We start from the raw sequence: 25423 nt of genomic DNA, 5'->3' as shown, positions 1-25423 counted from the left end.
CCTAGACTGAGCCCGTGCTGCCCCTCGTCGTCTCCGTCGCGCTCGTGCCGGCGATCGTCATCCTGGCGTTCGGCATCGCGGTGCGACTGGTGTCCCGGCAGCCGGCGGTCTCGCCGGTCGTGCAGTACCTGCCCGACCGCACCTCGACGGTGCTGCGCGACGCGCTCCTCGCCGACGCCGACCGCCGCGCGGTGCCCGCAGCACTCATCGAGCTGGCCGTGCGCCGCAAGATCCGGCTGGTGGCGGATGCCTCGGCCGGCGACCGTGCGCCGATCGGCGTCGTCATCGTGGCCGGCGCGCGATTCACGCCCGAGGAGTACGCCGTGCTCGAGGCGCTCGTCGGCCCGGACCACGTTCCCGGGCGGCTGCGCCGCTTCTCGGCCGACCGGCGTGCCCTCGGCCTGCGAATCAAGGCGCTGCTGCGCTTCACGGAGGATCTGCTCGCCCGCGAGGGCCTCGTCGCCACGCGCCGCATCAGCTGGCCGGGCACGACGCTCACGGTGCTGGCGTACCTCGGCATGCTCTCCGAGGCGGTGCTCATCGTCTTCGCCCTCGTCGCGAACGACTGGCTCGCCCTCGGCGTGACCCTCGTCGCAACGGCGGCCACGATCCTCACGGTGATCATCACCCCCGCGTCGTGGCGGAAGTACCTGCCCGCGGCCCGCCCGAAGCGGGAGCACCTCGACGGGCTGCGCCAGTACCTGCAGGTGGCGGAGGCCGACCGCCTCCGGGCGCTGCAGTCGCCCCGCGGCGCACCGCTCGTGCCGGAGCCGGCCGAGAGCGCCCCGGCCGAGAGCGCCCCGGCCGAGAGCGCGTCGGCCGAGCCGCGCGCAGATCCGGGCGAGCCGGGCGGCGACGTCCTCGCGCGGTTCCACCTGCACGAGCGGCTGCTGCCGTACGCCGTCGTGTTCGGCGTCGAACGCGAGTGGGCGGCCAAGCTGAAGCTCGAGGCCGCCGAGGCAGCGAACGCCTCGAATGCCGAGACGCTGGCCGAGCTCGTCGAGCTCACGGCGGAGCTCGCGCAGCTCATCGAGCTCGCGGGCGGCGCCGTCGAACTGGTCGCCTCGCTCGGCGAGCTGAGCGATGCCACGGGCGCCGTGATCGAGGGCGCAGGCGCCTTCTTCGACGCGCTCAACCCGTGACCCGAGCCGTGAACCGAGCTGCGACCCCGTCCGCACCGCGTGAGGAGCCGAGATGACCGAGCAGGAGTCGCCCGACGCAACCGTCGCCGAGCGCGAGCTGCAGATCGACGTCGACGGGACCCCGGTGTCCGCGGTCGCGACCCGGCCGGACGACGCGCTCGCAACGGTCGTGGTCGCGCACGGCGCCGGCGCCGGCCTGGCGCACCCCTTCATGTCGGGCTTCACCCGGGCGCTCACCCGTCTCGGCTTCGCGACCCTGCGCTTCAACTTCGCGTACATCGAAGCCGGACGGCGGATGCCGGGCCGGCCCGCCGCCGCGATCGCCGCGTGGCGGGCCGCGGTCGAGACGGCCCGCGCGCTCGCCACGGAGGCCGGTGCGGCCGAGGAGTCGATCTGGGCGGCGGGCAAGTCGTACGGCGGCCGGATGGCCTCCATGGCGGTCGCGGAGGGGATGCCGGTCGACGGGCTCGTGTACCTCGGCTATCCGCTGCACGCGCCGGGTAAGGCCGGGCAGCTCCGCGACGCCCACCTGTACGGCGTGACGACGCCGATGCTGTTCCTGCAGGGCACGAACGACCCCTTCGCGACGCCGAACTCGGAGCTCGACGACGTCGTCGCCCGCATCGGCCCGACGGCCGTGCTCGAGTGGATCGACGGCGGCGGGCACTCCTTCGAGGTGAAGGGGAAGAAGCGCCCGCCCGCCGAGATCGCCGCGGGGCTCGCCCCGCGCGTCGCGGACTTCATCCGGCCGCGGCTCGGCTGAGCTGCGAGGTCGCCTGAACGGCGCATGCTGGCGCCGGGCGGCCGCGATTCGCGTGACGTCGCGAGTGGACCGGCGCCGCTACGGCACGAGGATGAGCTTGCCGCGCACGTGCCCGTCCTCGCTCAAGCGGTGCGCCTCGGCGGCTTCGGCGAGCGGGAGCACCTGCGCGATCTCGACGTCGAAGCGTCCGGCGGCGAGCAGCAGCGCGGCGAGGGGCACGGCGTCGGCGCGCAGTCCGAGTTCCTCCGGCGTGAGCGGGATCGGGCTGCCACCGCTCCAGGCACGGATGCCGAGCTCCTCCGCCTGCGGCCCGAGCACGATGGTGCCGATACGAGCCGGGTCGCGGACGAACTGCTTCGACACGGCGATCGCCTCGTCGGTGCCGACGAGGTCGAGTGCGGCGTCGACACCCTGCGGGGCGAGGGCGCGCACCCGCTCGGCGAGGCCGTCGCCGTAGCTCACCGGTTCCGCGCCGAGCTCGCGCAGCCGCTCGTGGTTGCGTTCGCTCGCCGTCGCGATGACCCGGGCGCCGACCCGGCGGGCGAGCTGGATGGCGGCCTGGCCGACCGCGCCCGCGCCGGCGTGCACGAGCACGGTCTCGCCGGCGGAGACGTCGAGCGAGACGAGCGCCTGGTGGGCGGTTCCGACCGGGATGCCGAGCGCGGCGGCCTGCTCGAAGGAGACGCCCGCGGGCTTCGGCGTGAGCAGGGCGGCGTGCACGGCGACCTCGCTCGCGTACGTGCGGGCGGCCCAGGCGACGATGACCTCGTCGCCGGGCAGCCAGCCGGCCACGTCGGCGCCGACGGCGGTGATGACGCCCGAGGCATCCGCCCCCGGCCGGCGCGGCGTCGTGATCGGCCCGCTCGGCCGGAACGCCCGGCGCACCTTGGCGTCGATCGGGTTCACCCCGATCGCGCGCACGGAGACGACCACCTCGCCTGGCGCCGCCTCGACCGCTGGGACCTCCCGGTACCGCAGCACCTCGGGTCCGCCGAACTCCTCGTACTCGATCGCGAAAGCCATGCGCCCAGCCTAGGCAGGCCGGGCGCACGGCGGTCGCGGATGACGCCGGGCTACCGCCGCGCTCACGCCGCCAGGCGCGGGGTGCGCGGCGGCTCGGTGCGGCGGTCGCCCGTCGCCTCGAACGCCGCGGCGAGCGCGAGCAGCGCGGTGTCGTCGTAGGCGCGCCCGGCGAGGGTGAGGCCGACCGGCATGCCGATGTCGGACATGGTGCCCATCGGCACGGTCACGGTCGGGATGCCGAGGTGGCGCGGCACGAGGTTGCCGTTCGCGACCCAGACGCCGTTGCGCCAGCCGAGCTCGGCCGAGGCCTCGTTCACGTCCATGTCGGCGGGGCCGACGTCGGCGACCGCGGGGAAGGCGACGGCGTCGAGCCCGAGGCCGTCCATCCACTCCTCGAGGTCGATGCGCCGGGTCTCCTCGAGTCCGCGCAGGCCAGCCTCGAGCTCCGGGATCTCGGTGAACGAGGCGTACGGGTGCGCGGCCACCTGCGCGGGGTAGTCGGCGATGTCGTCTTCGAAGCCGTCGACCCGGTCGGGCAGCGCACCCTCGGGGTGCGGGAAGATCAGCGTGCCGTCGACGCCCACGAGGGTGTGGAACGCCGGGTCGCCGTTGGCCTGCAGGAAGTCCTCCCACGCCCACGCCGAGAGGTCGACGATCTCGCGCTTCAGGAACTCCTCGCTGACGAGACCGCGGGTCTTCAGGGTCGGAGCACCGGGCCGGTCGCCCTCGTAGTTCGAGACGACAGGGAAGTCGACGAGCACGACCTCGGCGCCGGCGGCCTCGAGGTCGCGGCGCGCGGCCTCCCACAGCTCCATGACCGAGGCGCGGGTCTCGATGCGCTGCCCGGTCGGGCCGCCGATGCCGCCGTCCGGGTTCGTGCCGGCCTCGGGGTCGGCGTTCACGTACATGCGGGGCACGCCGATGCGCTTGCCGGCGAGCACCTCGCGCGCGGCCGCCGCGTCGCCCGGCCGGAGCGCGGGATACGAGCTCGGGCGCACCTCGGACGCCGCCGGGATGCGCACCCAGGGCTGCGCGCGCCAGAAGTCGCCGCGCGTCTCGGGGTCGTCGGCGACGATCACGTCGAGCAGCTCGAAGAGGTCGGCCATGGTGCGGGTGTGCGGCACCACGACGTCCATCGTCGGCACGAGCGGCCAGTTGCCGCGCACCGAGATCACGCCGCGGGAGGGTGTGTACGCGCAGAGCGCGTTGTTCGTCGCCGGGCCCCGGCCGCTCGACCAGGTCTCCTCGCCGAGGCCGAACGCCCCGAACGAGGCCGCCGTCGCGGTGCCCGAGCCGTTGGAGGAGCCCGAGCCGAAGGCGGCGGTGAGGAAGTCGGCGTTGTACGGGCTCTCGGCGCGACCGTAGACGCCGCGCTGCATGCCGCCGTTCGCCATCGGCGGCATGTTCGTGAGACCGATCAGCACGGCGCCCGCCTCGCGCAGCCGCTGGATCGTGAACGCGTCGCGCTGCGCCACGAGGTGCTCGAACGCCGGGCTGCCCGCGGCGGCGGTGAGCCCCTGCGCGAGGTAGCTGTCCTTCGCGGTGTACGGGATGCCGTCGAGCGGTCCGAGCGTCTCGCCGCGGGCGCGGCGCGCGTCGGAGGCCTCGGCGTCGGCCCGGGCGGCCGGGTTCATCACGACGAGCGCGTTCAGCGCCGTCGGGGTGCCAGGTGCGTCGTAGGCGGCGATGCGGGCGAGGTAGGCGTCGAGCAGCTCGACCGCCGAGGTCTCGCCCGACTCCAGGGCGGCGCGGAGTCGGGCGATGGGCGCCTCGACGACGTCGAAGCCGCTCATCGGGCGCCCCCGTCGATCGTGGGCTGCTGCTGGGTGATGCAGTGGATGCCGCCGCCGCGGGCGAAGATCGGCCGGGAGTCGACGGTGACGGCGCGGCGGCCGGGGTAGGCCGCCTCGAGGATCTCGCGGGCGCGGGCATCGGCGCGCTCCTCGCCGAAGCCGCAGGCGATGATGCCGTCGTTCACGACGAGGTGGTTGACGTAGCTGTAGTCGACGAAGCCCTCCTCGTCGCGCAGCGTCTCGGGCGCCGGGAGGTCGACGATCTCGAAGCTGCGGCCCGAGGCATCCGTCGCCTGCTCGAGCACCCGGCGGATCTCGCGCGAGACCTCGAAGTCGGGGTGCTCGGGGTTCTGCTGGGCGTGCAGCAGCACGGTGCCCGGCGCGGTGATCGTCGCGACGATGTCGACGTGGCCGTTCGTGCCGAACTCGTCGTAGTCGCGGGTGAGGCCGCGGGGCAGCCAGACGACCTTCGTCGCACCGATCGTGCGGGCGAGCTCGGCCTCGACGCGCTGCTTGTCGGCGAAGGGGTTGCGGCGCGGGTCGAGCTGCACGGTCTCGGTGACGAGCACGGTGCCCTCGCCGTCGACGTGGATGCCGCCGCCCTCGTTCACGAGGACGGAGCTCACGAGCTCGGCGCCGGTGTGCGCCGCCGCGAAACGGGCGATCTCGGCGGACTTCTGCCACTCGGACCACTCCGGCGCGCCCCAGCCGTTGAAGATCCAGTCGACGGCGCCGAGGACGCCCGGGCGCTCGTCGTCGACCACGAAGGTGGGGCCGAAGTCGCGCATCCAGTACTCGTCGAGCGGCGCCTCGAGGAGCTCGATCTCGGAGCTCAGCATGCGCCGCGCCCGCTCGATCTCGCTCGGGTCCACGACCATCGTGACCGGCTCGAACTCGGCGACCGCGTGCGCCACCGCCGTCCACGCGTCGTACGCGGTCTGCTGGTGGGCCTCGCCCTCGCCGAGGGTGATGCCCTCGCGCGGGAACGCCATCCAGGTGCGGTCGTGCGGTGCGGTCTCTGAGGGCATGCGCCAGCTCATCGGGGAGCCTCCACTTCGAGGTTCGGGATGCCTCGGCGGTCCGGGGCATCACGTCTAGGTTCGCAGATTCTATTGACCAAATGATCAATATCTGCGCCGAGGCTATCTAGGATGGGGGATCATGTCAACGCCGACCCGTCAGCGCGCCACCAGGATGTCCCCCGCGGAGCGGGCGCTCTCCATCGCGAACGCCGCCCGCGCGCTCGCGCTCGAGGAGGGGCTCGCCGCCGTCACCCTGCGCGCCGTCGCGGCGCGCGCCGGCGTCGCCCCGGCGCTCGTCGCGCACTACGTGCCGAGCATGGACGTGCTCATCGCGCGCACCTTCGCCTCGGTCGTCTCGGCCGAGGTCGCCGAGATCGAGGCGCTGCTCGACGGGCTGCCCGGCCCGCGCGAGCAGCTCGGCATGCTCGTGCGCACCATTCTCGACGGCAGCCGCGACGACGTCACCCTCGTCTGGGTCGAGGCGTGGGCGCTCGGCCGCCGCAACGAGACGCTCGCGGTCGAGGTGCGCGCGCAGATGGATGCCTGGCAGGGCGTGATCCAGGACGTCATCTCGGCCGGGGTCGACGCGGGCGAGTTCGAGACCGAGGACCCCGCGGCGGTGGCCTGGCAGCTCCTCGGCATGGTCGACGGGCTGAACGCGCAGGCGCTCGTGCGCTGGGGCGACACGACCGATCGGGGCTCGCTCATCAGCCACGCCGTCGAGGGGATGCTCGGGTTGCCCCGCGGCGCCCTCGACGCGCCCGGGGCGTAGGCGGCGCTCAGTCCGGGTGGGCCTCGAGCCACTCCCGGCCGAGCTTCGGCGGCGCCATCAGCAGCCAGGCCTCCTCGACGAGCTCCTCGAGGCGCCGGTCGGAGATGCGGTCGAGCCGCGCGAGGACCGCCGACCAGCCGTCGAAGTGGTGGATCGTGAAGAACACCGCCGGGTCCTCCTCGACGAGGGCGAGCTTCACCGCCTCGTCCTCGACCCTGGCGCCCATGATCGGGCCCGGCTGCTCGTCGAGGCCGAGCTCCGCAAGGTCGGTCTTGCGCAGCGGCCGCTCCCAGACGAAGCCCTTGCCGTGCACGCGCCAGTGCGCAGACCCCCAACTCGTGCCCTCGCTCGTGTCGGGCAGGGCGAGGGCGAGACGGCGGAGCTGCTCCCAGTCGGCCATGCCGCACACCCTACGCCGATGCCGTGTCGGACGCACCGGCTAGCGTGGAGGCATCCCGAACGAAGGAGCCCGATGTACCTGCTGAACGGCTCCGTGGTGACGAGCGCGAGCGACCTCAAGAAGGCGAGCGACTGCGAGTTCGCCTTCCTGCGCGAACTCGACCAGAAGCTCGGCCGCGACGCGCTGTTCGCCCCGCTCGACGATCCCATGCTGCGCCGCGCCGGCGAGCTGGGCGATGCGCACGAGCTGCGCGTGCTCGAGCGCTACCGGGCGGAGTTCGGCGACGGGGTCGTCGAGATCGAGCGCCCCGACGTGCGCGACCTCGAGCAGGTGGCGGCCGCCGTCGCGGCGACGAGCGCGGCGTTCGCCGCCGGGGCGCCCGTCGTGTTCCAGGCGACCTTCGCCGAACCCGATTTCATCGGCTTCGCCGACTTCATCGTGCGCCGGCCCGACGGCAGCTACCGCGTGCAGGACTCCAAGCTCGCCCGGCACGCCAGGGTCACCGCCCTGCTGCAGCTCGGGGCCTACGCCGAGCAGCTCGACCGGCTCGGCGTGCCGCTCGACGACACCGTCGAGCTCCTGCTCGGCGACGGCTCCGTGAGCGCGCACTCGCTCGCCGACATCCTGCCGGTGTACCGCGAGCGGCTCGCCCGCATGCGCCGCATCGTCGCCGAGCGCGAGGCCGACACCGCGCCGGTCGCCTGGGGCGACCCGCGCTACACGCACGACGGGCGCTGCCCCACCTGCGAGCTCGAGGTGCAGGCCAACCGCGACGTGCTGATGGTCGGCGGGCTGCGCACCACGCAGCGGGAGCCGCTCGCGGCGGCCGGCATCACGACGATCGACGGGCTCGCCGCGTCGACCGGCCCCGTGCCCCACCTCGCCGAGGCGACGCTCGAGAACCTGCGCGCCCAGGCCCGGCTGCAGCTGCGCGCCGAGTCCGAGGCGAGCGCCGCCGAGGCGTCCGGCGCCTGGCGCGAAGGCGACCCGCCCCTCGCCCCGCCCGTCGAGCTGCGCGAGGCGCGCGCGATCGCGGCCATCCCCGAGCCGAGCCCGGGAGACCTGTTCTTCGACTTCGAGGGCGACCCGCTCTACACCGAGGGCGACGGCACGAAGTGGAACCTCGACTACCTCTGGGGCATGATCGACACCGCCGAGCAGTACACGGCGTTCTGGGCGCACTCCTTCGCCGAGGAGCGCGAAGCGCTCGTGCGATTCCTCGAGCTCGTCAAGCTGCGCCGCCAGGTGCACCCCGAGCTGCACATCTTCCACTACGCGAGCTACGAGCGCACGCACCTGACCGCCATCGCCGCCCGGCACGGCGTGGGCGAGGCCGAGGTCGACCAGCTCCTCGCCGACGGCGTGCTCGTCGACCTCTACCCGATCGTCAAGCGCGCGGTGCGGGTGGGCAGCCGCTCGTACTCCATCAAGAAGCTCGAGCCGCTCTACATGGGCGCCGAGCTGCGCGAGGCCGACGTCAAGTCGGGCGCCGACTCCATCACCGAATACGTGCGGGCGAGCGAGCTGCAGGCGGCGGGGCAGCTCGAGGGCGATGCGGAGGCCGCGGCCGAGGCCGCCCGCATCCTCGCCGACCTGGCCGACTACAACCGCTACGACTGCGTCTCCACCCTGCGCCTGCGGGACTGGCTGCTCGAGCTGGGCCGCGGAGCCGGCGTCACGCCGGTGCCGGGCGCGCTGCTCGCCGACCGGGCGCCCGGGCGCATCTACGAGGCCTCGCCGCTCGCGCTCCGTCTGCGCGCGATGGTGCAGCAGCGCGAGGCGGCCCGGCCGACGCTCGACGGCGTCCGGCGCGACGCCGACACCGAAGCGCTCGCGCTCGCCTCCGCCGCGATCGACTACCACGCCCGAGAGGCCAAGAGCTTCTGGTGGTCGCACTACCTGCGCTGCGACCAGCCCGTCGAGAGCTGGGAAGACCACCGCGACGTGCTCATCGTCGACCCCGCGCGTTCGCGTGCGCTCGGCAACTGGTACGAGGAGCCGCGCTGGCAGAGCGCCCGCCGTGAGCTGCTGCTCGACGGTCGGGTCGCCCCCGGCTCGCGCTTCAGCCCGGGCGCCGAGGTGTTCCTCCTCTACGACTGGCCGGCGCCGTTCGACGCCCAGTCCGCGAGGCCGGGGCAGCGGGCCTGGTCGAACGCCGTCGTGGTCGAGGCCGGTGACGCCGGGGTGCGGGTCGAGGAACGCGGCCAGCCGGGGCGCACGTGGCGCGACCTGCCCGTCGCGATCGCGCCCGGCGCTCCCCCGCGGGCCGACGCCCTGCGCGACGCGATCGCCGAGTGGGCTGCGGCGATCCCGACCCTCGACCCCGAGCTTCCCCGCAACCCCGGCATGGACGTGCTGCGGCGTCGCCCGCCGCGCACCACGGGTTCGCTCGCGCCGGTCGGCGCCGAGCACGACTACCTCGGCGCCGTCGTCGACTCGGTGCGCCGGCTCGAGCACTCCTACCTCGCCGTGCAGGGTCCGCCCGGCACCGGCAAGACCTACCTCGCCGCCCGCGTCATCGCCAGACTCGTCCGCGAGCACGGCTGGCGCATCGGCGTCGTCGCGCAATCGCACACCGTCGTCGAGCACCTGCTCGAGGCGATCGTCGCCGCAGGGCTCGACCCCGGGCTCGTGGGCAAGGCCGTGAAAGACCCGGCCGAGGCGGGGCTGCGCGCGTTCACCGCGTTCGCCCGAAAAGACGAGCTCACGTCGTTCGTCTCCGAACGGCCCGACGGCCACGTCGTCGGCGGCACCGCCTGGGACTTCTGCAATGTGCGCCGCATCCCGCGGGGCTCGCTCGACCTGCTCGTCATCGACGAGGCCGGCCAGTTCTCCCTCGCCTCGACCATCGCGGTGTCGGTGGCGGCCCGCAATCTGCTGCTGCTCGGCGATCCGCAGCAGCTTCCGCAGGTGAGCCAGGCGCTGCACCCGGAGCCGGTCGACGCCTCGGCGCTCGGCTGGGTCGCCGACGGGCACGACGTGCTGCCGGCAGAGTTCGGCTACTTCCTCGCCGAGAGCCGGCGCATGCACCCGGCCGTCGCGGCCCCCGTGTCGCGGCTCTCCTACGAGGGCGAACTGCAGTCCCATCCCGTCGCCGCCAGTCGCTCGCTCGACGGCGTCGCGCCCGGGCTCACGCCGATCCCGGTCGAGCACGAGGGCAACTCGACGCACTCGCCGGAAGAGGCGCAGGCGGTCGTCGACCTCGCCCGCTCGCTGCTCGGCCGCGAGTGGATCGACGCCGACGACTCGGCCGACGGTCCGGTGCGGGCGGCGCCCCGCCGGCTCGAGCCCGCCGACCTCATCGTCGTCACCCCGTACAACGCGCAGCTCGGCGTCGTGCGGGAGGCGCTCGACGCTGCCGGCCTGCACGAGGTGCCGGTGGGCACGGTCGACAAGTTCCAGGGGCAGGAGGCGGTGATCGCGATCGTGTCGCTCGCGGCATCCTCGGCGCGCTCGGCGCCGCGCGGGCTCGAGTTCCTCCTGCTCAAGAACCGGCTGAACGTGGCGATCTCGCGGGCCAAGTGGGCGGCCTACCTCGTGTACTCGCCCGGGCTGCTCGACGGGCTCCCGCACCGAGCCGAGGGGGTGGCCCAGCTCAGCGGCTTCATGCGTCTCGTCGGCCGCGCCTGACCGCAACGGCGTCAGCGCAGCGGCGTCAGCACAGCGGCGTCAGCACAGGGGCGTCAGCACAGCGGCGTCAGCACAGCGGCCGAGCTCAACCCCCGACGAGCTTCGCGACCGCGGCGTCGATACGGCGCTGCCGGGTCTCCGCGGCCTTCGCCTGCTCGATCGCGGTGACGTGGGCCTTCTTGTGGCTCGGCGCCAGCGCCTCGAACGCGGCGACGGCACCGGGAGCGGCCTCGAGCGCGGCCCGGAAGTCCGCTGGAACCTCGACGGTGCGCGGCGCCGTGTCCAGCTCTACCTCGACCTCGATGGCGTCGCCGCCGCCGATCCCGGTCTCCGCCCGCTTGTCCGAGCTGAACGGGATGAGCGAGCGACCGCCCATCACCCCGACCGTGCTGCGGTACTCGTAGCCGTTCACCCGCACGAGCACGGGCGGCCGCTTGCCGCCGCCGAGCGCCTCGATCACCTCGGGCGGCATCTCGATGCCCGTGTTGTTGCCCAGCTGGGACATCGTCGTCTCGAATCGCATGCCCTCAGTCTGACCGGCGGGCGGCGTTCGGGAATACCCCAGCCAGGTAATGCGTACAGTATCGATGTGACTGCTACTGCTGCGAACCCCGACCGGATCACCATGTACGGCGCCGCCTGGTGCGGCGACTGCCGTCGCTCGAAGGCGCTGCTCGACCGCCGCGGCGTCGACTACGAGTACGTCGACCTCGAGGTGCACGTCGAGGCCGCCGACACGGCGAAGTCGATCTCGGGCCGCACGAACATCCCCGTCGTGGTCTTCCCCGACGGCACCCACTTCACCGAGCCCACCGACGCCGAGCTCGGCGCGAAGCTCGACGCCGTCGGCGCCTAGCTCGCCGTCGGCGCCGAGCTCGCCGTCGGCGCCGCCGCGCGACGCCGAGCGCTCAGCTCAGCTCAGCGCGGGGATGACCTCGCGCTCGAAGAGCTCGAGCCCGCTGCGGTCGTACGCCGCCTCCGGGAAGTAGTGGATCGCGTAGCCGAGGCCGCGCTCGCGCATGTCCCGCAACCGTTCCACGACGGCGTCGACCGTGCCGACGGCGATCGCGGCATCCGCGCGGAAGTCGGCGATGAACTTCGCCGCCGCGGCGTCGCCCGCCGAGCCGGCGAGGCGCGCGTGCACCGCCTCGAGCCGGCGCTCCACGTCGGCCTCGTCGACGCCGATGACGGTGTTGAAGTTCGCCGAGCGGGTGATCTCGTCGAAGGGCCGGCCGAGGCGCTCGCAGTGCCCGCGCAGCACCTCGCTCTTGTGGCTGAACTCCTCGGGGCTGCCGAAGAAGTTCGTCGCGCTCGCGTACTTCGCCGCGATGCGGAGCGTGACCTTCTCGCCGCCGCCGGCGATCCACATGGGGATGCCGCCGTCCTGCAGCGGCTGCGGCTGCACGATCGCGCCGTCGACCCGGTAGTGCTCGCCGTGGAAGGTCGCAGTCCCGGTGGTCCACGCCTGGTGCATGATCTCGACGCCCTCGCGGAGCCGAGCCAGCCGCTCGGGCACCTCGGGGAAGCCGTAGCCGTACGCGCGCCACTCGTGCTCGTACCAGCCGCCGCCGATGCCCATCTCGACGCGCCCGCCTGAGACGATGTCGACGGTCGCCGCGACCTTCGCGAGGTAGGCGGGGTTCCGGTAGCTCATGCACGTGCACATCTGCCCGAGCCGCACGCGCGAGGTCGACGCCGCGAACGCGGCCATCAGCGACCACGCCTCGTGCGTCGCCTCGTGCTCGGACGGCACCGGCACCGTGTGGAAGTGGTCGTAGACCCAGATCGCCTCCCACGGCGAGCCCTCACGGTCGGCGAACTCGGCGAGGGAGCGCATCACGCCCCACTGCTCGCGGGGATCGATGCCGACGAGGTCGTGACGCCAGCCCTGGGGGACGAACATTCCGAAGCGCATGCTCACGATCGTACGCGGGCGACCTCACCCTGAGACCGGTTCAGCGCTCGCCCTGAGGCCGCGCGGCCTCGCCCGCGGCTACCGTCTGCGGCATGACCCGGCCCTTCTCCCCCGTACTGTTCTGCGACTATCGCGCGGTCCGCTTCCGGGCGACGGCCGTGCGCTCCTGCGGCTCACGCCTGATCCGCATCGTCGGCTCGGGGCTCTGCCCGAGCCCCGGCTGGACCCTCGCGCTCGTCCCCGTCAACGGCGGGGTGGTGCCGCACCCGGACTCGCTGTGGCTGGCCGTGCGCGAGACCCCGCCCGACGACGCGGTCCTCCGCGCCGACACCGTCACCCAGGTGGAGGCCATCGTCGAGGACTCCGCCGCCACCGAGATCGTCATCCAGCTCCCCGGGCGGGAACCGCTCGCCGTGGCCGTCGCCGAGCCTGCACCCGACCAGGCGGCCGCGGGCGAGCTGATCCGGGGCTGACGCCGGGCGACGCGAACGGCGGGATGCCTCGGGGAGGCATCCCGCCGTTCCGCGCCTGCGCGCGAGGGTCGTGCTCAGGCGAGGGCGAAGCGCAGCTCCGCCATCGCCGGCGCCGACCAGACGCCGCCGTCGAGCTCGCTGGCCCGCACGGTGACGACCTTGCCGCCCTTCGAGACGACGAGCAGGGCGAGCTGCGGCAGCAGGTCGCCCGCCGGCGTGCCGTCGGCGAGCGCGTCGCCGGCGCCGTGGTCGGTGGCGAACTCGATCGCGCCGGACTCCCGGTCGAGGGTGCCGTTGACCGAGGTGGTGAAGTCGAACCAGAAGGTCTCGACGGCGCCGTCGGCCGCCTCCCTCGCGATCGCGGCGAGGTCGCGCTCGACCCGGCCGGCGCTGCCCTCGGCGAGCGCGCGGAGCGCCCGCTCGGCCTCGCGCACGTTCAGCCGGCCGAGTTCGCGGCGGAGGATCTCGTCGAGCTCGGCCGCACCGAGGCGGTCGGGCGAACCCGGCACGGCGACGACGCGGCGCGAGTTTCTGGTGTTCTGCAGGAAGAGGCTGAGCAGCGGCTCGGCGGCGAACACGAACACCGGCACCCGCTCGTCGGGGTCCCGTTCGAGCAGCTCGCGCCGGGCGACCTCGATGACGCGCTTCGTGTACTGGTCGAGGAGGGTCTTGCGGCCCTCGTCGCCGAGCAACCGGCTGGCGCCGCCGAACTGGCTGGCGGTGCCGCGGTTCGAGCCCCGGGGCTTGTCCTCGCCGGGCTCCCGGTTGGTGGCCTCGTCGAGGTTCGCGGTGCCCTGCTGGTCGATCGGCAGCTTCACGGCGCGGTCGGTCGGGGTCGCGTGCCAGAGCGCCCACTCGCTCGCCGAGATGGTGATCGCGAAGGCCTCCTGGTCCTGGCTCGGTGCGCGCAGCAGCTGGCCGAGCGTGAAGTGGGAGCCGACGTGCACGGCGTCGTCGAGCCGGTTCGGCAGCACGAACACCTCGCTCACGTCCGGCGAGACGAACAGCGCGAGCGAGCGGGCGAGGCCGCCCCAGAGCTGCTGGTCGCCGAGGATCCGGTCGCGCTCGGCGCGGATCGCGTCGAGTTCGGCCGTGTCGGCGCCCGCGGCCTTCAGATGTTCGAGCGCCTCGTCGAAGCCGCTCTTGACCGCCACCTCGGCGCGTTCGCGCTCGCTCACCACGGGTGAGGTCGAGGCGTAGATCGTGACCGCCGGGTGATGCGCCCCCGCCAGCACCGAGAAATCCGCGGCCGTGGGCAGTTCGTAGTGGACCGTCATCCGTACCCCCTCGAGGATCGTGAGCGACGGCGATGTCGCTCCCTCCCCACCATAGGAAGGCGCACCGCTCGGCAACACCCCCAGCTGCGGCATCCGGATGGCATGTTCAGGATCGGCCGCTGGAATAGCGGCCGCCGCTCCCGGCGTTGGCAGGAGTGATGACCACGACGCCGAAGCTCTCCGTCCTCGACCTCATTCCCGTCCGCGACGGCCAGACGAGTGCCGAGGCGGTGCGCGCCTCCATCGGGCTCGCCCGCCTCGCGGACCGCGCGGGCTACGAGCGGTACTGGTTCGCCGAGCACCACAACATGCCCTCGGTCGCCTCGACGACGCCGCCCGTGCTGATCGCGGCGGCCGCGGCGAGCACCGAGCGCATCCGGGTGGGCTCCGGCGGCGTGATGCTGCCGAACCACGCGCCGCTCGTCGTCGCCGAGCAGTTCGCCGCACTCGAGGCACTCGCGCCGGGTCGCATCGATCTCGGCATCGGCCGGGCGCCCGGCAGCGATCCGGTGATCACGCAGCTGCTGCGCATCTCGGGTCCGACGGCCGACGTCGACCGCTTCCCCGACCACATCGCGGACATCCTCGCGCTGCTGTCCCCCGACGGCGCGACTCTGCGGCTCACGAGCGGGCGGGAGTACGCGATCCAGGCGACGCCGGCGGCGACCGAGGTGCCGACGCTGTGGTTGCTCGGCTCGAGCGACTACTCGGCGAAGCTCGCGGCCGAGCTGGGGCTGCCGTACGTGTTCGCGAACCACTTCTCGGGCGAGGGGCTGGAGCGCGCGCTCGAGCTGTACCGCAGCGGCTACCGGCCGAGCGAGGCGCACCCCGAGCCGGAGACGTTCCTCACGGCGAACGTCGTGGTCGCGCCGACGGCCGAGGAGGCCGCGGAGCGGGCGCTTCCCCAGCTGCGGGCGATGGCGAGGCTCCGGCTGAACCGGCCGATGCGCCCGCTCGAGACCGTCGACCAGGCGCTCGCAGCTCCCCGCGACTCCGACGCCGAGCAGCTCATCGACGCGATGCGGCACCGCTGGATCATCGGCGATGCGGATGCCGCGGCGGCCGAGCTGCGCACCCTCGCAACCAGGCACGGGGTCGAAGAGATCATGGTGTCGCCCGTGGCGGGCGCCCGGACGGACGAGCCGCGGGACGCCGCCCCGGGCCGGGAGCAGTCGCTGACCCTGCTCGCGGAGGCGCTCTCCGCGTAGCCCGGCTCAGCCCGGCTCAGCAGCCGGGGAAGCGCAGCTCCACCTCGAGGCCGCCGCCGTCGCGGGCACCGAGCACGAGCTCGGCGCCGTGGCGCTCGGCGATGGCGGCGACGATCGAGAGGCCGAGCCCGCGCCCCTGCACGCCGACAGTGGCGACCCGGCCCGGGGCGCGGAAGAAGGGTTCGGTGAGGGCCGCGAGGGCGTCCTCCGGCACGACGGGTCCGGTGTTCCCGACGCGCAGCCGCACGCTCGGGGCATCCCCGCTCCCCGCCGACCCCGTGGCCGGCTCGATCCGCACGATCATCTCGCCGTCCGCCCGGTTGTGCCGGATGGCGTTCTGCACGAGGTTCAGCACGAGCTGGCGCAGGAGCGGCGCGGAGGCGGCGACCGTCGCCGGTGCGAGCGCGCTGCGCACGCGGATGCCGGCGGCCTCGGCCTCCGGGGCGAGCTCGACGAGCACCTCCGCCACGAGCCGGTCGAGCCGCACGGGGGCGGTCTCGATCGGGCCGCCGCGTTCGAGCTGCGAGAGGTCGAGCAGCGCCTCGACGGCGGCGATGCTGCGCTCGTTCACGAGCCGGAGCCGTTCGAGGAGCTCCCGCTCCGCGGCATCCGGGCGCCCGCCGATCGCGACGTCGAGCATCGTCCGCGTGGTCGCGAGCGGGGTCTGCAGCTCGTGCGAGGCGTTCGCGGCGAAGCGGCGGTGCGCGTGGAAGGCGCTCTGCAACTCGCCGAGCATCTCGTCGAAGGTGTCGGCGAGGTCGGTGACCTCGTCCCGCGGCCCGGCGAGCGCCAGCCGATGGTCGAACCGGCCGCGCGCGGCCCTGCGGGCGGCGACCCCGATGTCGTGCAGGGGCTGCAGCACCCGCCCGGCGAGCGCCCAGCCGGCCCAGCTCCCGACGGCGGCGAGCAGCACGAGCATGCCGGCGGCGACCCAGAGATAGAGCTGCTGCAGGTCGTCGCGCGAGGCGACCACGATGCCGGGCGTCGCCGAGGTGGCGGCGAAGCCCGCGTCGTAGTTCACCTCGGAGCGCAGCCACTCGGGCTGCGCCGGCACGAGCGTCGTCATCGCCGTCGTCGAAGCGTCGAGGAGGGTGACCGACGCCGAGGAGAACGCGTAGCTCGGCAGCACGCCGAGTGCGAAGTAGATGAAGCCGAGCAGGAGCGCGCTCGATCCCACGAGGAGCCCCGAGTAGGTGAGCGCGAGCCGCGCGCGGATGGTGAGCCGGAACGGCCGCACCTCAGCCACGCGGCTCGGCCCCCGACGGCTCCCCGATCACGTAGCCGACGCCGGGCACCGTGCGGATGGCCCAGGGCTCGCCGAGCTTGCGGCGGAGGGTGCTGATCGTCACCTTCACGGAGTTCGTGAAGGGGTTGGCGTGCTCGTCCCAGGCCTTCTCCAGCAAGTACTCGGCGCTGCGCACCGTGCCCGGCTCGCGCAGCAGCACCTCGAGCACCGCGAACTCCTTGCGGGACAGCCGCACGACCCGCGGCCCGCGGAACACCTCGTGCCGCACCGGGTCGAGTCGCACGTCGCCGGCGCGCAGCACCGGCGGGCGCGCCTCGAAGCGCCGGCGGGTGAGCGCGCGGAGCCTCGCGACGAGCTCGGGGAACTCGAACGGCTTCAGCAGGTAGTCGTCGGCGCCGAGCGCGAGGCCGTCGACCCGTTCCTCGAGCCGACGGGCGGCGGTGAGCATGAGGATCGCGGGCCGGTTCGTGCGCCCGGCGAGCTCGGTGCACACGTCGTCGCCGTGCAGCACCGGCAGGTCCCGGTCGAGCACGACGGCGTCGTAGTCGTTCACGTCGATCGCGGCGAGCGCGGCCTCGCCGTCGCCGGCGAGATCCGCGGCGATGGCGTGCTGCGCCAATCCCGCCCGGATCGCTTCGGCGAGCATCGTCTCGTCTTCGGCCACCAGTACGCGCATCGAATCATCCCTCCGGCGACCATCGAAGCAGCCGGGAGGTATGGAAAACGTCAGCGGAGTCCTTGACGCCGCTATGACCGGGCTTCGGATCAGCTGGGTATGCCCGCGATCCGGCGGGCCACGAACACGGGAGGACCCCGCCATGCCCACCGCACCCACCGCCCTGCGCCTGCTGGGCGCCGCGTCCCTCGTCGGCTTCGCGGCGCTGCTCAGCGCCTGCAGCGCCGCACCCGGCGCCGACGGCGCGAACGAGAACGGCGGCGCGCTGCAGAACAGCACGTACGAGCAGCAGTACGACGACTGGCGCCTGAAGTACGACGCCTGCATGAAGCAGGCCGGCATCGAACTGCCGAAGCCCGTCGACACCGGCGAGGGCGGCCAGGCCGTGACGCTCGACGCGGGCGAGATCGACTTCGACGCGTTCCAGGCCGCCGACGAGGACTGCCGGGACGAGGTCGGCGACCCGCCCGTCGACCCGGACGCGCCGACCATGGAGGAGATGTACGAGCAGCAGCTCGTCTTCGCGAAGTGCATGCGCGAGGCCGGCTACGACTACCCCGACCCCGAGCCGCCGAGCGAGAACGGCATGTCGGCCGCGATGGCCATGGCCGACTACGACGAGGCCGACCTCGACCGCTGCAGCGAGGCCGCCGGATTCGGGACGGGCGAATGAGGCGCCGCTGGCTGCTGCCGGTCGCGGGCGTCGCGGCCGCCGCGGTCGTCGCGGCCGGGATCTGGATGCTCCGCCCGGACCCGCAGGCGGAGGCCGACGCCGGCGCGGACGCCCCGGCGCCGGAGTCGGCCGAGGTCACCGTCGGCGACCTCGTCGAGACCGCCAGGGTCACCGGCCAGCTCGGCTACGGGGGCTCGCAGAAGCTCGCCTCCACCTTGCCGGGCACGGTCACCTCGCTGCCGAAGGTCGGCGAGGTGATCGGCCGCGGCGGCACGCTGCTGCGGGTCGACGACACCCCGGTCGTCCTCTTCCTGGGCGAACTGCCCGCCTGGCGCTCCTTCGACGAGGGCATGAGCGACGGCGCCGACGTCCGCCAGCTGGAGGAGAACCTCGCCGCCCTCGGCTTCTTCGACCGCGAGCCCGACGAGGAGTTCACCTGGCGCACGGCCTCCGCGATCGAGGACTGGCAGGAGGCGCTCGGGCTCGAGGAGACCGGCTCGATCGAGCTCGGTCGCATCGTGTTCTCGGCCGGCGACGTGCGGGTGCGTGCGCTCGAGGCATCCGTCGGCGGCGCCTCCGGCGGTGCCGCGCTCGACGTGACCGGGACCGCGCGCGAGGTCACCCTCGACCTCGACCCGACGCTGTCGAGCACCGCACCCGTCGGCGGGAAGGTGGAGCTGCGGCTCCCGGGCGGGGCGACGACCACCGCGACCGTGCAATCCGTCGGCTCCCCCGTCGAACGCGACGACGGGATGGGCGGCAGCGCGATGAAGCTGCCGGTGCGGCTGAGCCTCGACGACCCGGCCGCGGCCGCCGAGTTCGGCGAGGTGAAGGTGACCGCGACGTTCAGCCACGTCCTCGCGAGCGAGGTGATGCTGGCGCCCGTGACCGCGCTGCTCGCGCTGCCGGGCGGCGGCTCGGCCGTCGACGTGGTCACCGCGACGGGCCTGAAGCGCGTCGAGGTGGAGCTCGGCTCCTTCGCCGGCGGCATGGTCGAGATCGTCTCGGGCGAGCTCGAGGCGGGCGACCGGGTGGCGGTGAGCGCATGAGCGCCCCGGTCCTGGAGCTCGTCGGGGCGAGCCGGGAGTACGGCTCGCCGCCGACCCTCGCCCTCGACGGGGTCGATCTCGTCATCCGCCGCGGCGAGCTCGCCGCGATCGTCGGCCCCAGCGGCTCGGGCAAGTCGACGCTGCTGAACCTCATGGGCACGCTCGACCGGCCGACGGCGGGGACGGTGCGGGTCGACGGCATCGACGTGGGCGAGCTGGGGGATGCCGCGCTGAGCGCCCTGCGAGCGCGCACGATCGGCTTCGTGTTCCAGCAGTTCCACCTCGCCGACGGGGTGACCGCGCTCGAGAACGTGGCGACCGGGCTGCTCTACTCCGGCGTGCGCGCGAGCGTCCGCCGGGAGCGCGCCGCGGAGGCGCTCGACCGCGTCGGCCTCTCGCATCGCGCCCGGCACCTGCCGCGGCAGCTGTCCGGCGGCGAGCGCCAGCGGGTCGCGATCGCCCGGGCGATCGTCGGCGACCCGGCGGTGCTGCTCGCCGACGAGCCGACGGGCAGCCTCGACAGCCGCTCCGGCGCGACGGTCGTCGGCATCCTCCGCGAGCTGCACGCGAGCGGCACCACCGTGGTCGTGATCACGCATGATCGGGAGCTCGCCGCCGGACTGCCCCGACGCATCGGCATCCGCGACGGCCGGCTCGACGAGGCGGACGCCGGCGCTCCCGTCGGAGCGGGGGCGGCGGCATGAGCGCGCCCAGGTCCCGGCTCCGCGCCGCCGACCTCGTCGCGCTCGGCGCGCACGGCGTGCGCGCGCACCCGCTCCGGGCGGCGCTCTCGGCGCTCGGCATCGCGATCGGCATCGCGGCGATGGTCGCCGTCGTCGGGCTCTCGGCGTCGAGCCGGGCGCTCGTGCAGCAGCAGCTCGCCGCACTCGGCACGAACCTGCTCATGGTGACCGCGGGCGACGACCTGTTCGGCAAGGCGAGCGAGCTGCCCGAGGAGGCGACCGGGCGGATCCTGCGCCTGGACGGGGTGGAGACGGCCGCGTGGACGGCGGCCCTCGAGAAGGTGCACGTCTACCGCAACGCGATGATCCCCCGCGGCGAGACCGGCGGGCTCTCGGTCCTGGCCGCGGACGCGGCGCTCCTCGAGGCGACCGGCAGCTCGCTCGCGCGCGGACGCTGGCTCGCCGAGGTGCCCGCCTCGCTCGACACCGTCGTGCTCGGGGCGAAGGCCGCCGAGCGGCTCGGGGTGCACGGCGCCGGCACGCAGCTCTGGCTCGGCGGGCGCGAGTTCACCGTCGTCGGCATCCTCGATCCGTCCCCGCTGACGCCGGAGCTGGACACCGCCGCCCTCGTCATCGGGGAGCGAGCGGCCGAGCTGTTCGGCTTCGCGGGTGCGCCGACGACCATCTACGAGCGTTCGGCGGAGGACGCCGTGGCCGAGGTGCGCGCGCTCCTCGCGGCCACCGCGAACCCGGAGGCGCCGGAGGAGGTGAAGGTGAGCCGCCCGTCCGACGCGCTCGCGGCGAAGCAGCTCATCGACCAGGCCTTCACGGGCCTGCTCATCGGGGTCGGCTCGATCGCGCTGCTCGTCGGCGGCATCGGGGTGGCGAACACGATGGTGATCACCGTGCTGGAGCGGCGCCGAGAGATCGGGCTGCGCCGGGCGCTCGGCGCGACGCGGGGGCACATCCGGGCGCAGTTCCTCGTGGAGGCCATGCTGCTCGCGGCGCTCGGCGGGGTGCTCGGCGTCGGCCTCGGCTGGCTGGTGACGGCGATCGTCGCCCGCTCGAACGGATGGCTCGTGGCGATGCCGCTCGAGGTGCCGCTCGCCGGGGTCGCGGTGACCGTCGCGGTCGGGGCCCTCGCAGGCGTGCTGCCGGCGCTCAGGGCGGCGCGCACCTCGCCGACGGCCGCGCTCGGGCACTAGGGCTCCCGCCACGGCGGGACGAGGGAAGGGGAAACGCAGGGGGAACGGGAGTCCGGCCCGGCCAGGGGGTGGCCGGGCCGGACGGCGGGCTCAGGCCGCGAGGCCGAGCCGGCGCAGATCGTCGCTCGAGGGCCGGTACTCGGTTCCCTCGGCGACGGACGTGTCACGGGGGACGCGGGCGCCGTTGTGCACCTTCGCGTCCGGGCCCACCGTCGCGTACGGGCCGACGACCGCGCTGCGGCCGACGACGGCACCGTGCCCGATGCGGGCGTTCACTCCGATGACCGCGCGCTCGGCGACGATCGCATCGGCCTCGACCCAGCCGCCGTGCTCGATGGAGGCGCCGCGCTGCACGACGGCACCCGGATCGACGTAGGCGGTCGGATCGACGTAGGCCGTCGGGTCGACCTTCGCGGTGGTCGCGACCAGGCCGCGTCCATTCGCGTGCTTGCGGTAGCGGCGCAGAACTCCGTGCTCGTCTTCGAATTCGACGTAGCTGATGCCCACGTTCCGCCTCCTTCACTGTCAGGACGGACTCTCCGCCCCGAACATAGACACAACACGGGTAGCCGCCGGGGTATTCCCGAGCTGACCGGGCTCTCGGCATCCGCCCGGCCCACGAGGTTAGGCTTGCCTCATGCCCGACGCCCCGCTGCTGCAGCTCGAGGGCGTCCGCATCCGGCACGAGGGCGCCGAACGCGCCACGCCCGACGGCGTCGACCTCGTCGTGCGGCCCGGCGAGGTGGTGCTCCTGCTCGGGCCGTCCGGCTGCGGCAAGTCGACCCTCGCGCTCGCGCTGAACGGGCTCGTACCGCACTCGGTGCCGGCCGAGCTCGACGGCCGGGTGCTCGTCGGCGGGCTCGACACCCGCGAGCACCGCGTGGGCGAGCTGGCCGAGCGGGTCGCGATGGTCTTCCAGGACCCCGACGCCCAGGTCGTCACGAACACGCTGCTCGACGAGGTCTGCTTCGGCCCCGAGAACCTGCGCCTGCCCGTCGCCGAGGTGCTCGAGCGCGCCGAGCGGGCGCTCAAGCTCGTCGGCCTCTGGGAGCGGCGCGCCGACGACCCCGCGCGGCTCTCTGGCGGCGGACGGCAGCGGCTCGCGATCGCCGCGGCCCTCGCGATGGGCTCCCCCGTGCTCGTGCTCGACGAGCCCACGGCGAACCTCGACCCGGCGGGCATCGACGAGGTGTACGCGGTGCTGCGCGAGCTCGCCTCCGATCGCGACCACGCGATCGTGCTCGTCGAGCACAACCTGGATGCCGCCGCCGACCTCGTCGACCGCGTCGTCGTGCTCGACGCCGACGGCCGGCTCGTCGCGGACGGCCCCACCCGCGAGGTGCTCACCGGCCGCGCCGACGAGCTCGCCGCGCTCGGCGTGTGGCTGCCGGTCTCCACGCTCGCCGCGCTGCGCCTGCGCGAGACCGGCGTCGCGATCGAGCCGCTGCCGATCACCCCGGCCGAGCTCGGCGCCGCCCTCGACGCCGCCCCGACGCTGCCCGCGCCGCGCGAAGCGGCGCCGGCGCCCGTCGAGCCCGGATCGCCGGCCGTTCCACCGCTGGTCTCGGCCCACGGCCTCTCGGTGCGCCGGGGCGGGCGGCGCGGCCCGCTCGTCGTGCACGAGGTCGAGCTCGAGGTGCCCGCGGGCGACTTCCTCGCCGTGGTCGGCGTGAACGGCGCCGGCAAGTCGAGCCTGCTGCAGGCGCTCGCCGGGGTGCTCGCGCCCGCGGCTGGGCGCATCGAGGCGGCCGGCATCGATCCGGCGAGGGCGGATGCCGCGACGCGCAGCCGCGCGATCGGCTACGTCTTCCAGAACCCCGAGCACCAGTTCGTCGCCGGGACCGTCGCGGGCGAGCTCGAGCAGGCGCTCGCCCTGCAGGGTGCGCCCGAGGCGAAGCGGGCGGCGTCGGTCGCCTCGATGCTCGAGCGCTTCGGCCTGGCCGAGGCCGCGACGAGGCATCCGTTCCTGCTCTCCGGCGGGCAGAAGCGCCGGCTCTCCGTCGGCACGGCGCTCATCGCCGGCGCGCCGCTGCTCGTGCTCGACGAGCCGACCTTCGGCCAGGACCGCGAGCGGGCGGGCGAACTCGTCGCGCTGCTGCGCGGGCTGAACGACGCGGGCACGACCGTGATCGCCGCGACCCACGACCTGCAGCTCGTCGCCGACCACGCGAGCCGGGTCGCCGTCATGGCCGAGGGCCGGTTGCTCGGCGTCGGGCCGACCGCCGAGGTGCTCGCCGGCCCCCTGATCGAGCAGGCGGGCCTGCGGCATCCACCGCTCGCCCGCGCCACCCGCGGACTCGCGAACCACCCGGAGTGGCGCGCCGTCACCCGGTGGGCGCAGCTGCCCGCTCCGCGGGGCGAGGCATGAGCGCGCTCGGCGAGACGACCGTCGCGCACGGCGGCCCCCTGCGCTCGCTCAACGCGCTCGCGAAGCTCGCGGGCCCCGTGCCCGTGATGATCGCGCTCGTCTTCACCCGCGGCGTGCCGCTGCCGCTCGCCTTCGCGGTCTTCGCGGCGCTCGTGCTGCTCGTCGGGGCGCGGCTCGGCGCGGGCTGGGTCCTCGTGATCCTGCTCGGCGTCCCGGCGCTCGCCGCCGTGCTCGGCGCGAGCTTCGGCATCTGGGTCGACCAGGCCACGCTGCCCGCCGACGCGGCCGGCTCGCAGCTCGTGCTCGCCGAGCTCGGCGACTGGCGCTTCACCGGGGCGATGTACCTCGTCGGCTTCGCGACGGCGCTGCGGATCGCCGCGATCATCTTGCTCGCGTTCGTCTCGGGGCTCACGACGACGGGCGCCGAGCTCGTACGGGCGCTCGTGCAGCAACTGCGGGTGCCGTACCGACTCGGCTACACGGCGCTCGCGGCGATGCGCTTCGTACCGCGCTTCGGCCACGAGCTCGAGGTCATCCGCGCGGCCCGGCGCGTGCGCGGGGTCGACCGTGATCGCGGGCCGATCGCCTGGCTGCGCGGCACCGTCGGCCTCGCCGTCCCGCTGCTCGCGAGCGCCATCCGGCACGCCGAGCGCGTCGCCCTCGCGATGGACGCCCGCGCCTTCGGCGCCCACGACTCGCGCACCGAGCGCACGATCAGCCGCTGGCGCCGCCGCGACACGGTCTTCGTGCTCGGCTTCTGGCTCGTCTCGGCCGTCCTCTGGTGGGCGGTCGAGACGGCGGTGGCCTGAGCCGGACGCGGCTGAGGCCCGGGCGATGCGCCCGGGCCTCAGCCGTCGATGCTCAGTGCGCCGGGGATCAGCCCGCCGAGGCGGTGTCGACGATCTCGACGACGAAGACGAGGGTGCGGCCTGCGAGCTCGTTCGAGTCGCTCTTCTCCGCGCCGTAGCCGAGGGCCGGCGGGATCGTCACGATGAGCTTCGTGCCCACCTTCTGCCCGACGAGCGCCGCGCCGAAGCCCTGGATCACGCCCGAGGTGGAGAACGTCGCCGGCTCGCCGCGCGAGTAGCTGTCGTCGAAGACCTGGCCGTCGTCCCAGGTGAGGCCCGCGTACTGCACGGTCACCTGGTCGCCGTCGGCGACGGTCTTGCCGTCACCGGGCTCGAGCACCTTCAGCTCGAGCTCGGTCGAGGCATCCGTCTTCGGAATGACGACCGTCGGGGTCTTGTCGCCGTTGAAGGCGACCTCGGGCACGTTCGTGGTCCACTCGGCCGGGGTGGGCAGCGGCTCGGGGGTCGGCTCGACGTACTCCTCGACGACGTCGGCGACGATGACGACCGTGTCGTCGGCGGTGACGCCGAGCGACTCGTTGCCGGTCTCGCCGTAGAGCGAGGCGGCGGGCGCCACGGTGACGGTGCGGGTGCCGTAGGGCTGGCAGTCGATCGCCGAGCGGAAGGCTTCGAGCAGGCTCGTGTCGCCCATCGCGAGCGGCACCTCCTGCGAGACGATCTGCTCGCCGCTCGTGCCGTTGAACATGGTGAGCATGACGTTGGCGCTCACGCCCGACTCGGTCTTCTCGCCGTCGCCCTTGATCGCGACGGTGGTCTGCAGCTCGTCGGCGGCGAGCGGCGTGGTGAACTCCGCGGTCGGCGTGCCGCCGAAGTCGCCCGACACCTTCACGGCGTCGCTCTGGGCGCCCGGCTTCGCCTCGAAGCAGGCGGCCGCGGTGGCGGCCGGGTCGCTCGAGGAGGCGGGCGCGTCGGCGCTGCCGGCGCATCCGGCGAGCACGAGGGCGGAGGCGGCGGCGAGCGCGATGGGCGCGGTGCGGCGCAGGGCGCGGTTCATGAGGTCTCGATTCGTGATGCGGGATCGGAGCGCGGCCTCCAGGCGGTGCGGGCCTGCGGGCGCTGTCGCCCAGTCTGCCGTATGCGCCTTTCGATTCGCTGAGACGGGGCGCGGCGGGGTCGCCTCGGTGCCTCCTCGGGGTCGCCGCGGTGCTTCCTCGGGGTCGCCTCGGTGCTTCCTCGGGGCCGCCTCGGGGACCGCCGAGACGGTCTCGCCGGGGCGCGGCATTGCGCCTGACGCCC

The 25423-nt window shown here is 74.1% G+C and carries 24 protein-coding genes; 13 read left to right on the top strand and 11 right to left on the bottom strand.

Features of this window, described 5'->3' with window-relative positions:
• Positions 1–14: 14 nt before the first annotated feature.
• The gene (locus MTP13_RS07955) at positions 15–1142 is read left to right on the top strand and encodes a DUF2207 domain-containing protein (protein ID WP_243570523.1); all 1128 of its coding nucleotides are present in this window, start codon (positions 15–17) and stop codon (positions 1140–1142) included.
• Positions 1143–1194: 52 nt separating this feature from the next.
• Complete coding sequence (locus MTP13_RS07950; protein WP_243570522.1) at positions 1195–1905, top strand: alpha/beta hydrolase family protein; 711 nt, start codon at positions 1195–1197, stop codon at positions 1903–1905.
• 78 nt (positions 1906–1983) lie between these two features.
• Here MTP13_RS07950 and MTP13_RS07945 read toward each other — a convergent pair whose 3' ends face one another.
• The 3 genes from MTP13_RS07945 to MTP13_RS07935 all read right to left on the bottom strand — a co-directional run bounded on the left by MTP13_RS07945 (position 1984) and on the right by MTP13_RS07935 (position 5761).
• Positions 1984–2928 (bottom strand): NADP-dependent oxidoreductase, encoded by a 945-nt coding sequence (locus MTP13_RS07945; protein ID WP_243570521.1) that lies wholly within the window; start codon positions 2926–2928, stop codon positions 1984–1986.
• Positions 2929–2990: 62 nt separating this feature from the next.
• Entirely contained in the window at positions 2991–4721 is a 1731-nt protein-coding gene (locus MTP13_RS07940; protein WP_243570520.1) for an amidase, read from the bottom strand.
• Positions 4718–5761 carry an agmatine deiminase family protein gene (locus tag MTP13_RS07935; RefSeq protein ID WP_243570519.1) on the bottom strand — a complete coding sequence of 348 codons (1044 nt, stop codon included), beginning with the start codon at positions 5759–5761 and terminating at the stop codon, positions 4718–4720. Before MTP13_RS07935 ends, MTP13_RS07940 begins: the two co-directional genes overlap by 4 nt.
• Positions 5762–5882: 121 nt before the next feature.
• On the opposite strand from MTP13_RS07935, the gene MTP13_RS07930 reads away from it, so the two are divergent.
• Positions 5883–6515: a TetR/AcrR family transcriptional regulator gene (locus tag MTP13_RS07930; RefSeq protein ID WP_243570518.1), complete on the top strand. Its 633-nt coding sequence runs from the start codon at positions 5883–5885 to the stop codon at positions 6513–6515.
• 7 nt (positions 6516–6522) lie between these two features.
• Here the strand turns inward: MTP13_RS07930 and MTP13_RS07925 are convergent, their stop codons facing one another.
• Positions 6523–6915 carry an MmcQ/YjbR family DNA-binding protein gene (locus MTP13_RS07925; RefSeq protein WP_243570517.1) on the bottom strand — a complete coding sequence of 131 codons (393 nt, stop codon included), beginning with the start codon at positions 6913–6915 and terminating at the stop codon, positions 6523–6525.
• A gap of 72 nt (positions 6916–6987) precedes the next feature.
• Here MTP13_RS07925 and MTP13_RS07920 point away from each other — a divergent pair, with 72 nt between their 5' ends.
• Positions 6988–10545: a TM0106 family RecB-like putative nuclease gene (locus MTP13_RS07920; RefSeq protein ID WP_243570516.1), complete on the top strand. Its 3558-nt coding sequence runs from the start codon at positions 6988–6990 to the stop codon at positions 10543–10545.
• Between the two features lie 85 nt (positions 10546–10630).
• Here MTP13_RS07920 and MTP13_RS07915 read toward each other — a convergent pair whose 3' ends face one another.
• Complete coding sequence (locus MTP13_RS07915; protein ID WP_243570515.1) at positions 10631–11068, bottom strand: YdeI/OmpD-associated family protein; 438 nt, start codon at positions 11066–11068, stop codon at positions 10631–10633.
• A 102-nt stretch (positions 11069–11170) separates the two neighbouring features.
• Between MTP13_RS07915 and MTP13_RS07910 the strand changes: the two genes are divergently transcribed.
• Positions 11171–11401: a glutaredoxin family protein gene (locus tag MTP13_RS07910; protein WP_243570949.1), complete on the top strand. Its 231-nt coding sequence runs from the start codon at positions 11171–11173 to the stop codon at positions 11399–11401.
• 57 nt (positions 11402–11458) lie between these two features.
• Here the strand turns inward: MTP13_RS07910 and MTP13_RS07905 are convergent, their stop codons facing one another.
• The gene (locus MTP13_RS07905) at positions 11459–12460 is read right to left on the bottom strand and encodes an LLM class F420-dependent oxidoreductase (RefSeq protein ID WP_243570514.1); all 1002 of its coding nucleotides are present in this window, start codon (positions 12458–12460) and stop codon (positions 11459–11461) included.
• Between the two features lie 92 nt (positions 12461–12552).
• Between MTP13_RS07905 and MTP13_RS07900 the strand changes: the two genes are divergently transcribed.
• Positions 12553–12933 (top strand): hypothetical protein, encoded by a 381-nt coding sequence (locus MTP13_RS07900; protein WP_243570513.1) that lies wholly within the window; start codon positions 12553–12555, stop codon positions 12931–12933.
• Between the two features lie 74 nt (positions 12934–13007).
• Here the strand turns inward: MTP13_RS07900 and MTP13_RS07895 are convergent, their stop codons facing one another.
• Entirely contained in the window at positions 13008–14210 is a 1203-nt protein-coding gene (locus MTP13_RS07895; RefSeq protein WP_243570512.1) for a baeRF11 domain-containing protein, read from the bottom strand.
• Positions 14211–14368: 158 nt separating this feature from the next.
• Here MTP13_RS07895 and MTP13_RS07890 point away from each other — a divergent pair, with 158 nt between their 5' ends.
• Positions 14369–15418, top strand: coding sequence for an LLM class flavin-dependent oxidoreductase (locus MTP13_RS07890; protein WP_243570511.1), 1050 nt, complete (start codon positions 14369–14371; stop codon positions 15416–15418).
• Between the two features lie 16 nt (positions 15419–15434).
• Here the strand turns inward: MTP13_RS07890 and MTP13_RS07885 are convergent, their stop codons facing one another.
• Together MTP13_RS07885 and MTP13_RS07880 are read right to left on the bottom strand one after the other, a co-directional pair.
• Positions 15435–16664: a sensor histidine kinase gene (locus MTP13_RS07885; protein ID WP_243570510.1), complete on the bottom strand. Its 1230-nt coding sequence runs from the start codon at positions 16662–16664 to the stop codon at positions 15435–15437.
• Positions 16657–17340 carry a response regulator transcription factor gene (locus MTP13_RS07880; RefSeq protein WP_243570509.1) on the bottom strand — a complete coding sequence of 228 codons (684 nt, stop codon included), beginning with the start codon at positions 17338–17340 and terminating at the stop codon, positions 16657–16659. Before MTP13_RS07880 ends, MTP13_RS07885 begins: the two co-directional genes overlap by 8 nt.
• Positions 17341–17482: 142 nt before the next feature.
• On the opposite strand from MTP13_RS07880, the gene MTP13_RS07875 reads away from it, so the two are divergent.
• Genes MTP13_RS07875 through MTP13_RS07860 form a run of 4 tightly spaced genes read left to right on the top strand, consistent with a single transcriptional unit; the run spans position 17483 to position 20950 of the window.
• Positions 17483–18013 carry a hypothetical protein gene (locus MTP13_RS07875; RefSeq protein WP_243570508.1) on the top strand — a complete coding sequence of 177 codons (531 nt, stop codon included), beginning with the start codon at positions 17483–17485 and terminating at the stop codon, positions 18011–18013.
• Complete coding sequence (locus MTP13_RS07870) at positions 18010–19062, top strand: peptidoglycan-binding protein (protein WP_243570507.1); 1053 nt, start codon at positions 18010–18012, stop codon at positions 19060–19062. Before MTP13_RS07875 ends, MTP13_RS07870 begins: the two co-directional genes overlap by 4 nt.
• Positions 19059–19766 (top strand): ABC transporter ATP-binding protein, encoded by a 708-nt coding sequence (locus MTP13_RS07865; RefSeq protein ID WP_243570506.1) that lies wholly within the window; start codon positions 19059–19061, stop codon positions 19764–19766. Before MTP13_RS07870 ends, MTP13_RS07865 begins: the two co-directional genes overlap by 4 nt.
• Positions 19763–20950 (top strand): ABC transporter permease, encoded by a 1188-nt coding sequence (locus tag MTP13_RS07860; protein ID WP_243570505.1) that lies wholly within the window; start codon positions 19763–19765, stop codon positions 20948–20950. The genes MTP13_RS07865 and MTP13_RS07860 overlap by 4 nt, the downstream gene beginning before the upstream one ends.
• A gap of 90 nt (positions 20951–21040) precedes the next feature.
• Here the strand turns inward: MTP13_RS07860 and MTP13_RS07855 are convergent, their stop codons facing one another.
• Positions 21041–21457 (bottom strand): transferase, encoded by a 417-nt coding sequence (locus MTP13_RS07855; RefSeq protein ID WP_189083430.1) that lies wholly within the window; start codon positions 21455–21457, stop codon positions 21041–21043.
• 130 nt (positions 21458–21587) lie between these two features.
• On the opposite strand from MTP13_RS07855, the gene MTP13_RS07850 reads away from it, so the two are divergent.
• Together MTP13_RS07850 and MTP13_RS07845 are read left to right on the top strand one after the other, a co-directional pair.
• Positions 21588–23318, top strand: a complete 1731-nt coding sequence (locus tag MTP13_RS07850) for an ABC transporter ATP-binding protein (RefSeq protein ID WP_243570504.1) — start codon at positions 21588–21590, stop codon at positions 23316–23318.
• Positions 23315–24127, top strand: coding sequence for an energy-coupling factor transporter transmembrane component T family protein (locus MTP13_RS07845; RefSeq protein WP_243570503.1), 813 nt, complete (start codon positions 23315–23317; stop codon positions 24125–24127). Before MTP13_RS07850 ends, MTP13_RS07845 begins: the two co-directional genes overlap by 4 nt.
• Positions 24128–24194: 67 nt before the next feature.
• On the opposite strand, the gene MTP13_RS07840 is transcribed toward MTP13_RS07845, so the two are convergent.
• On the bottom strand, positions 24195–25181 hold the full coding sequence (locus tag MTP13_RS07840) for an FKBP-type peptidyl-prolyl cis-trans isomerase (protein ID WP_243570502.1): 987 nt from the start codon (positions 25179–25181) through the stop codon (positions 24195–24197).
• Positions 25182–25423 lie beyond the last annotated feature (242 nt).

The sequence above is a fragment of the Agromyces soli genome (assembly GCF_022811605.1).
GTDB classification, from domain to species: Bacteria; Actinomycetota; Actinomycetes; order Actinomycetales; family Microbacteriaceae; genus Agromyces; species Agromyces soli.
Note: the sequence above shows the minus strand (reverse complement) of the source record. Positions and strands in the feature narration are given on the sequence as shown.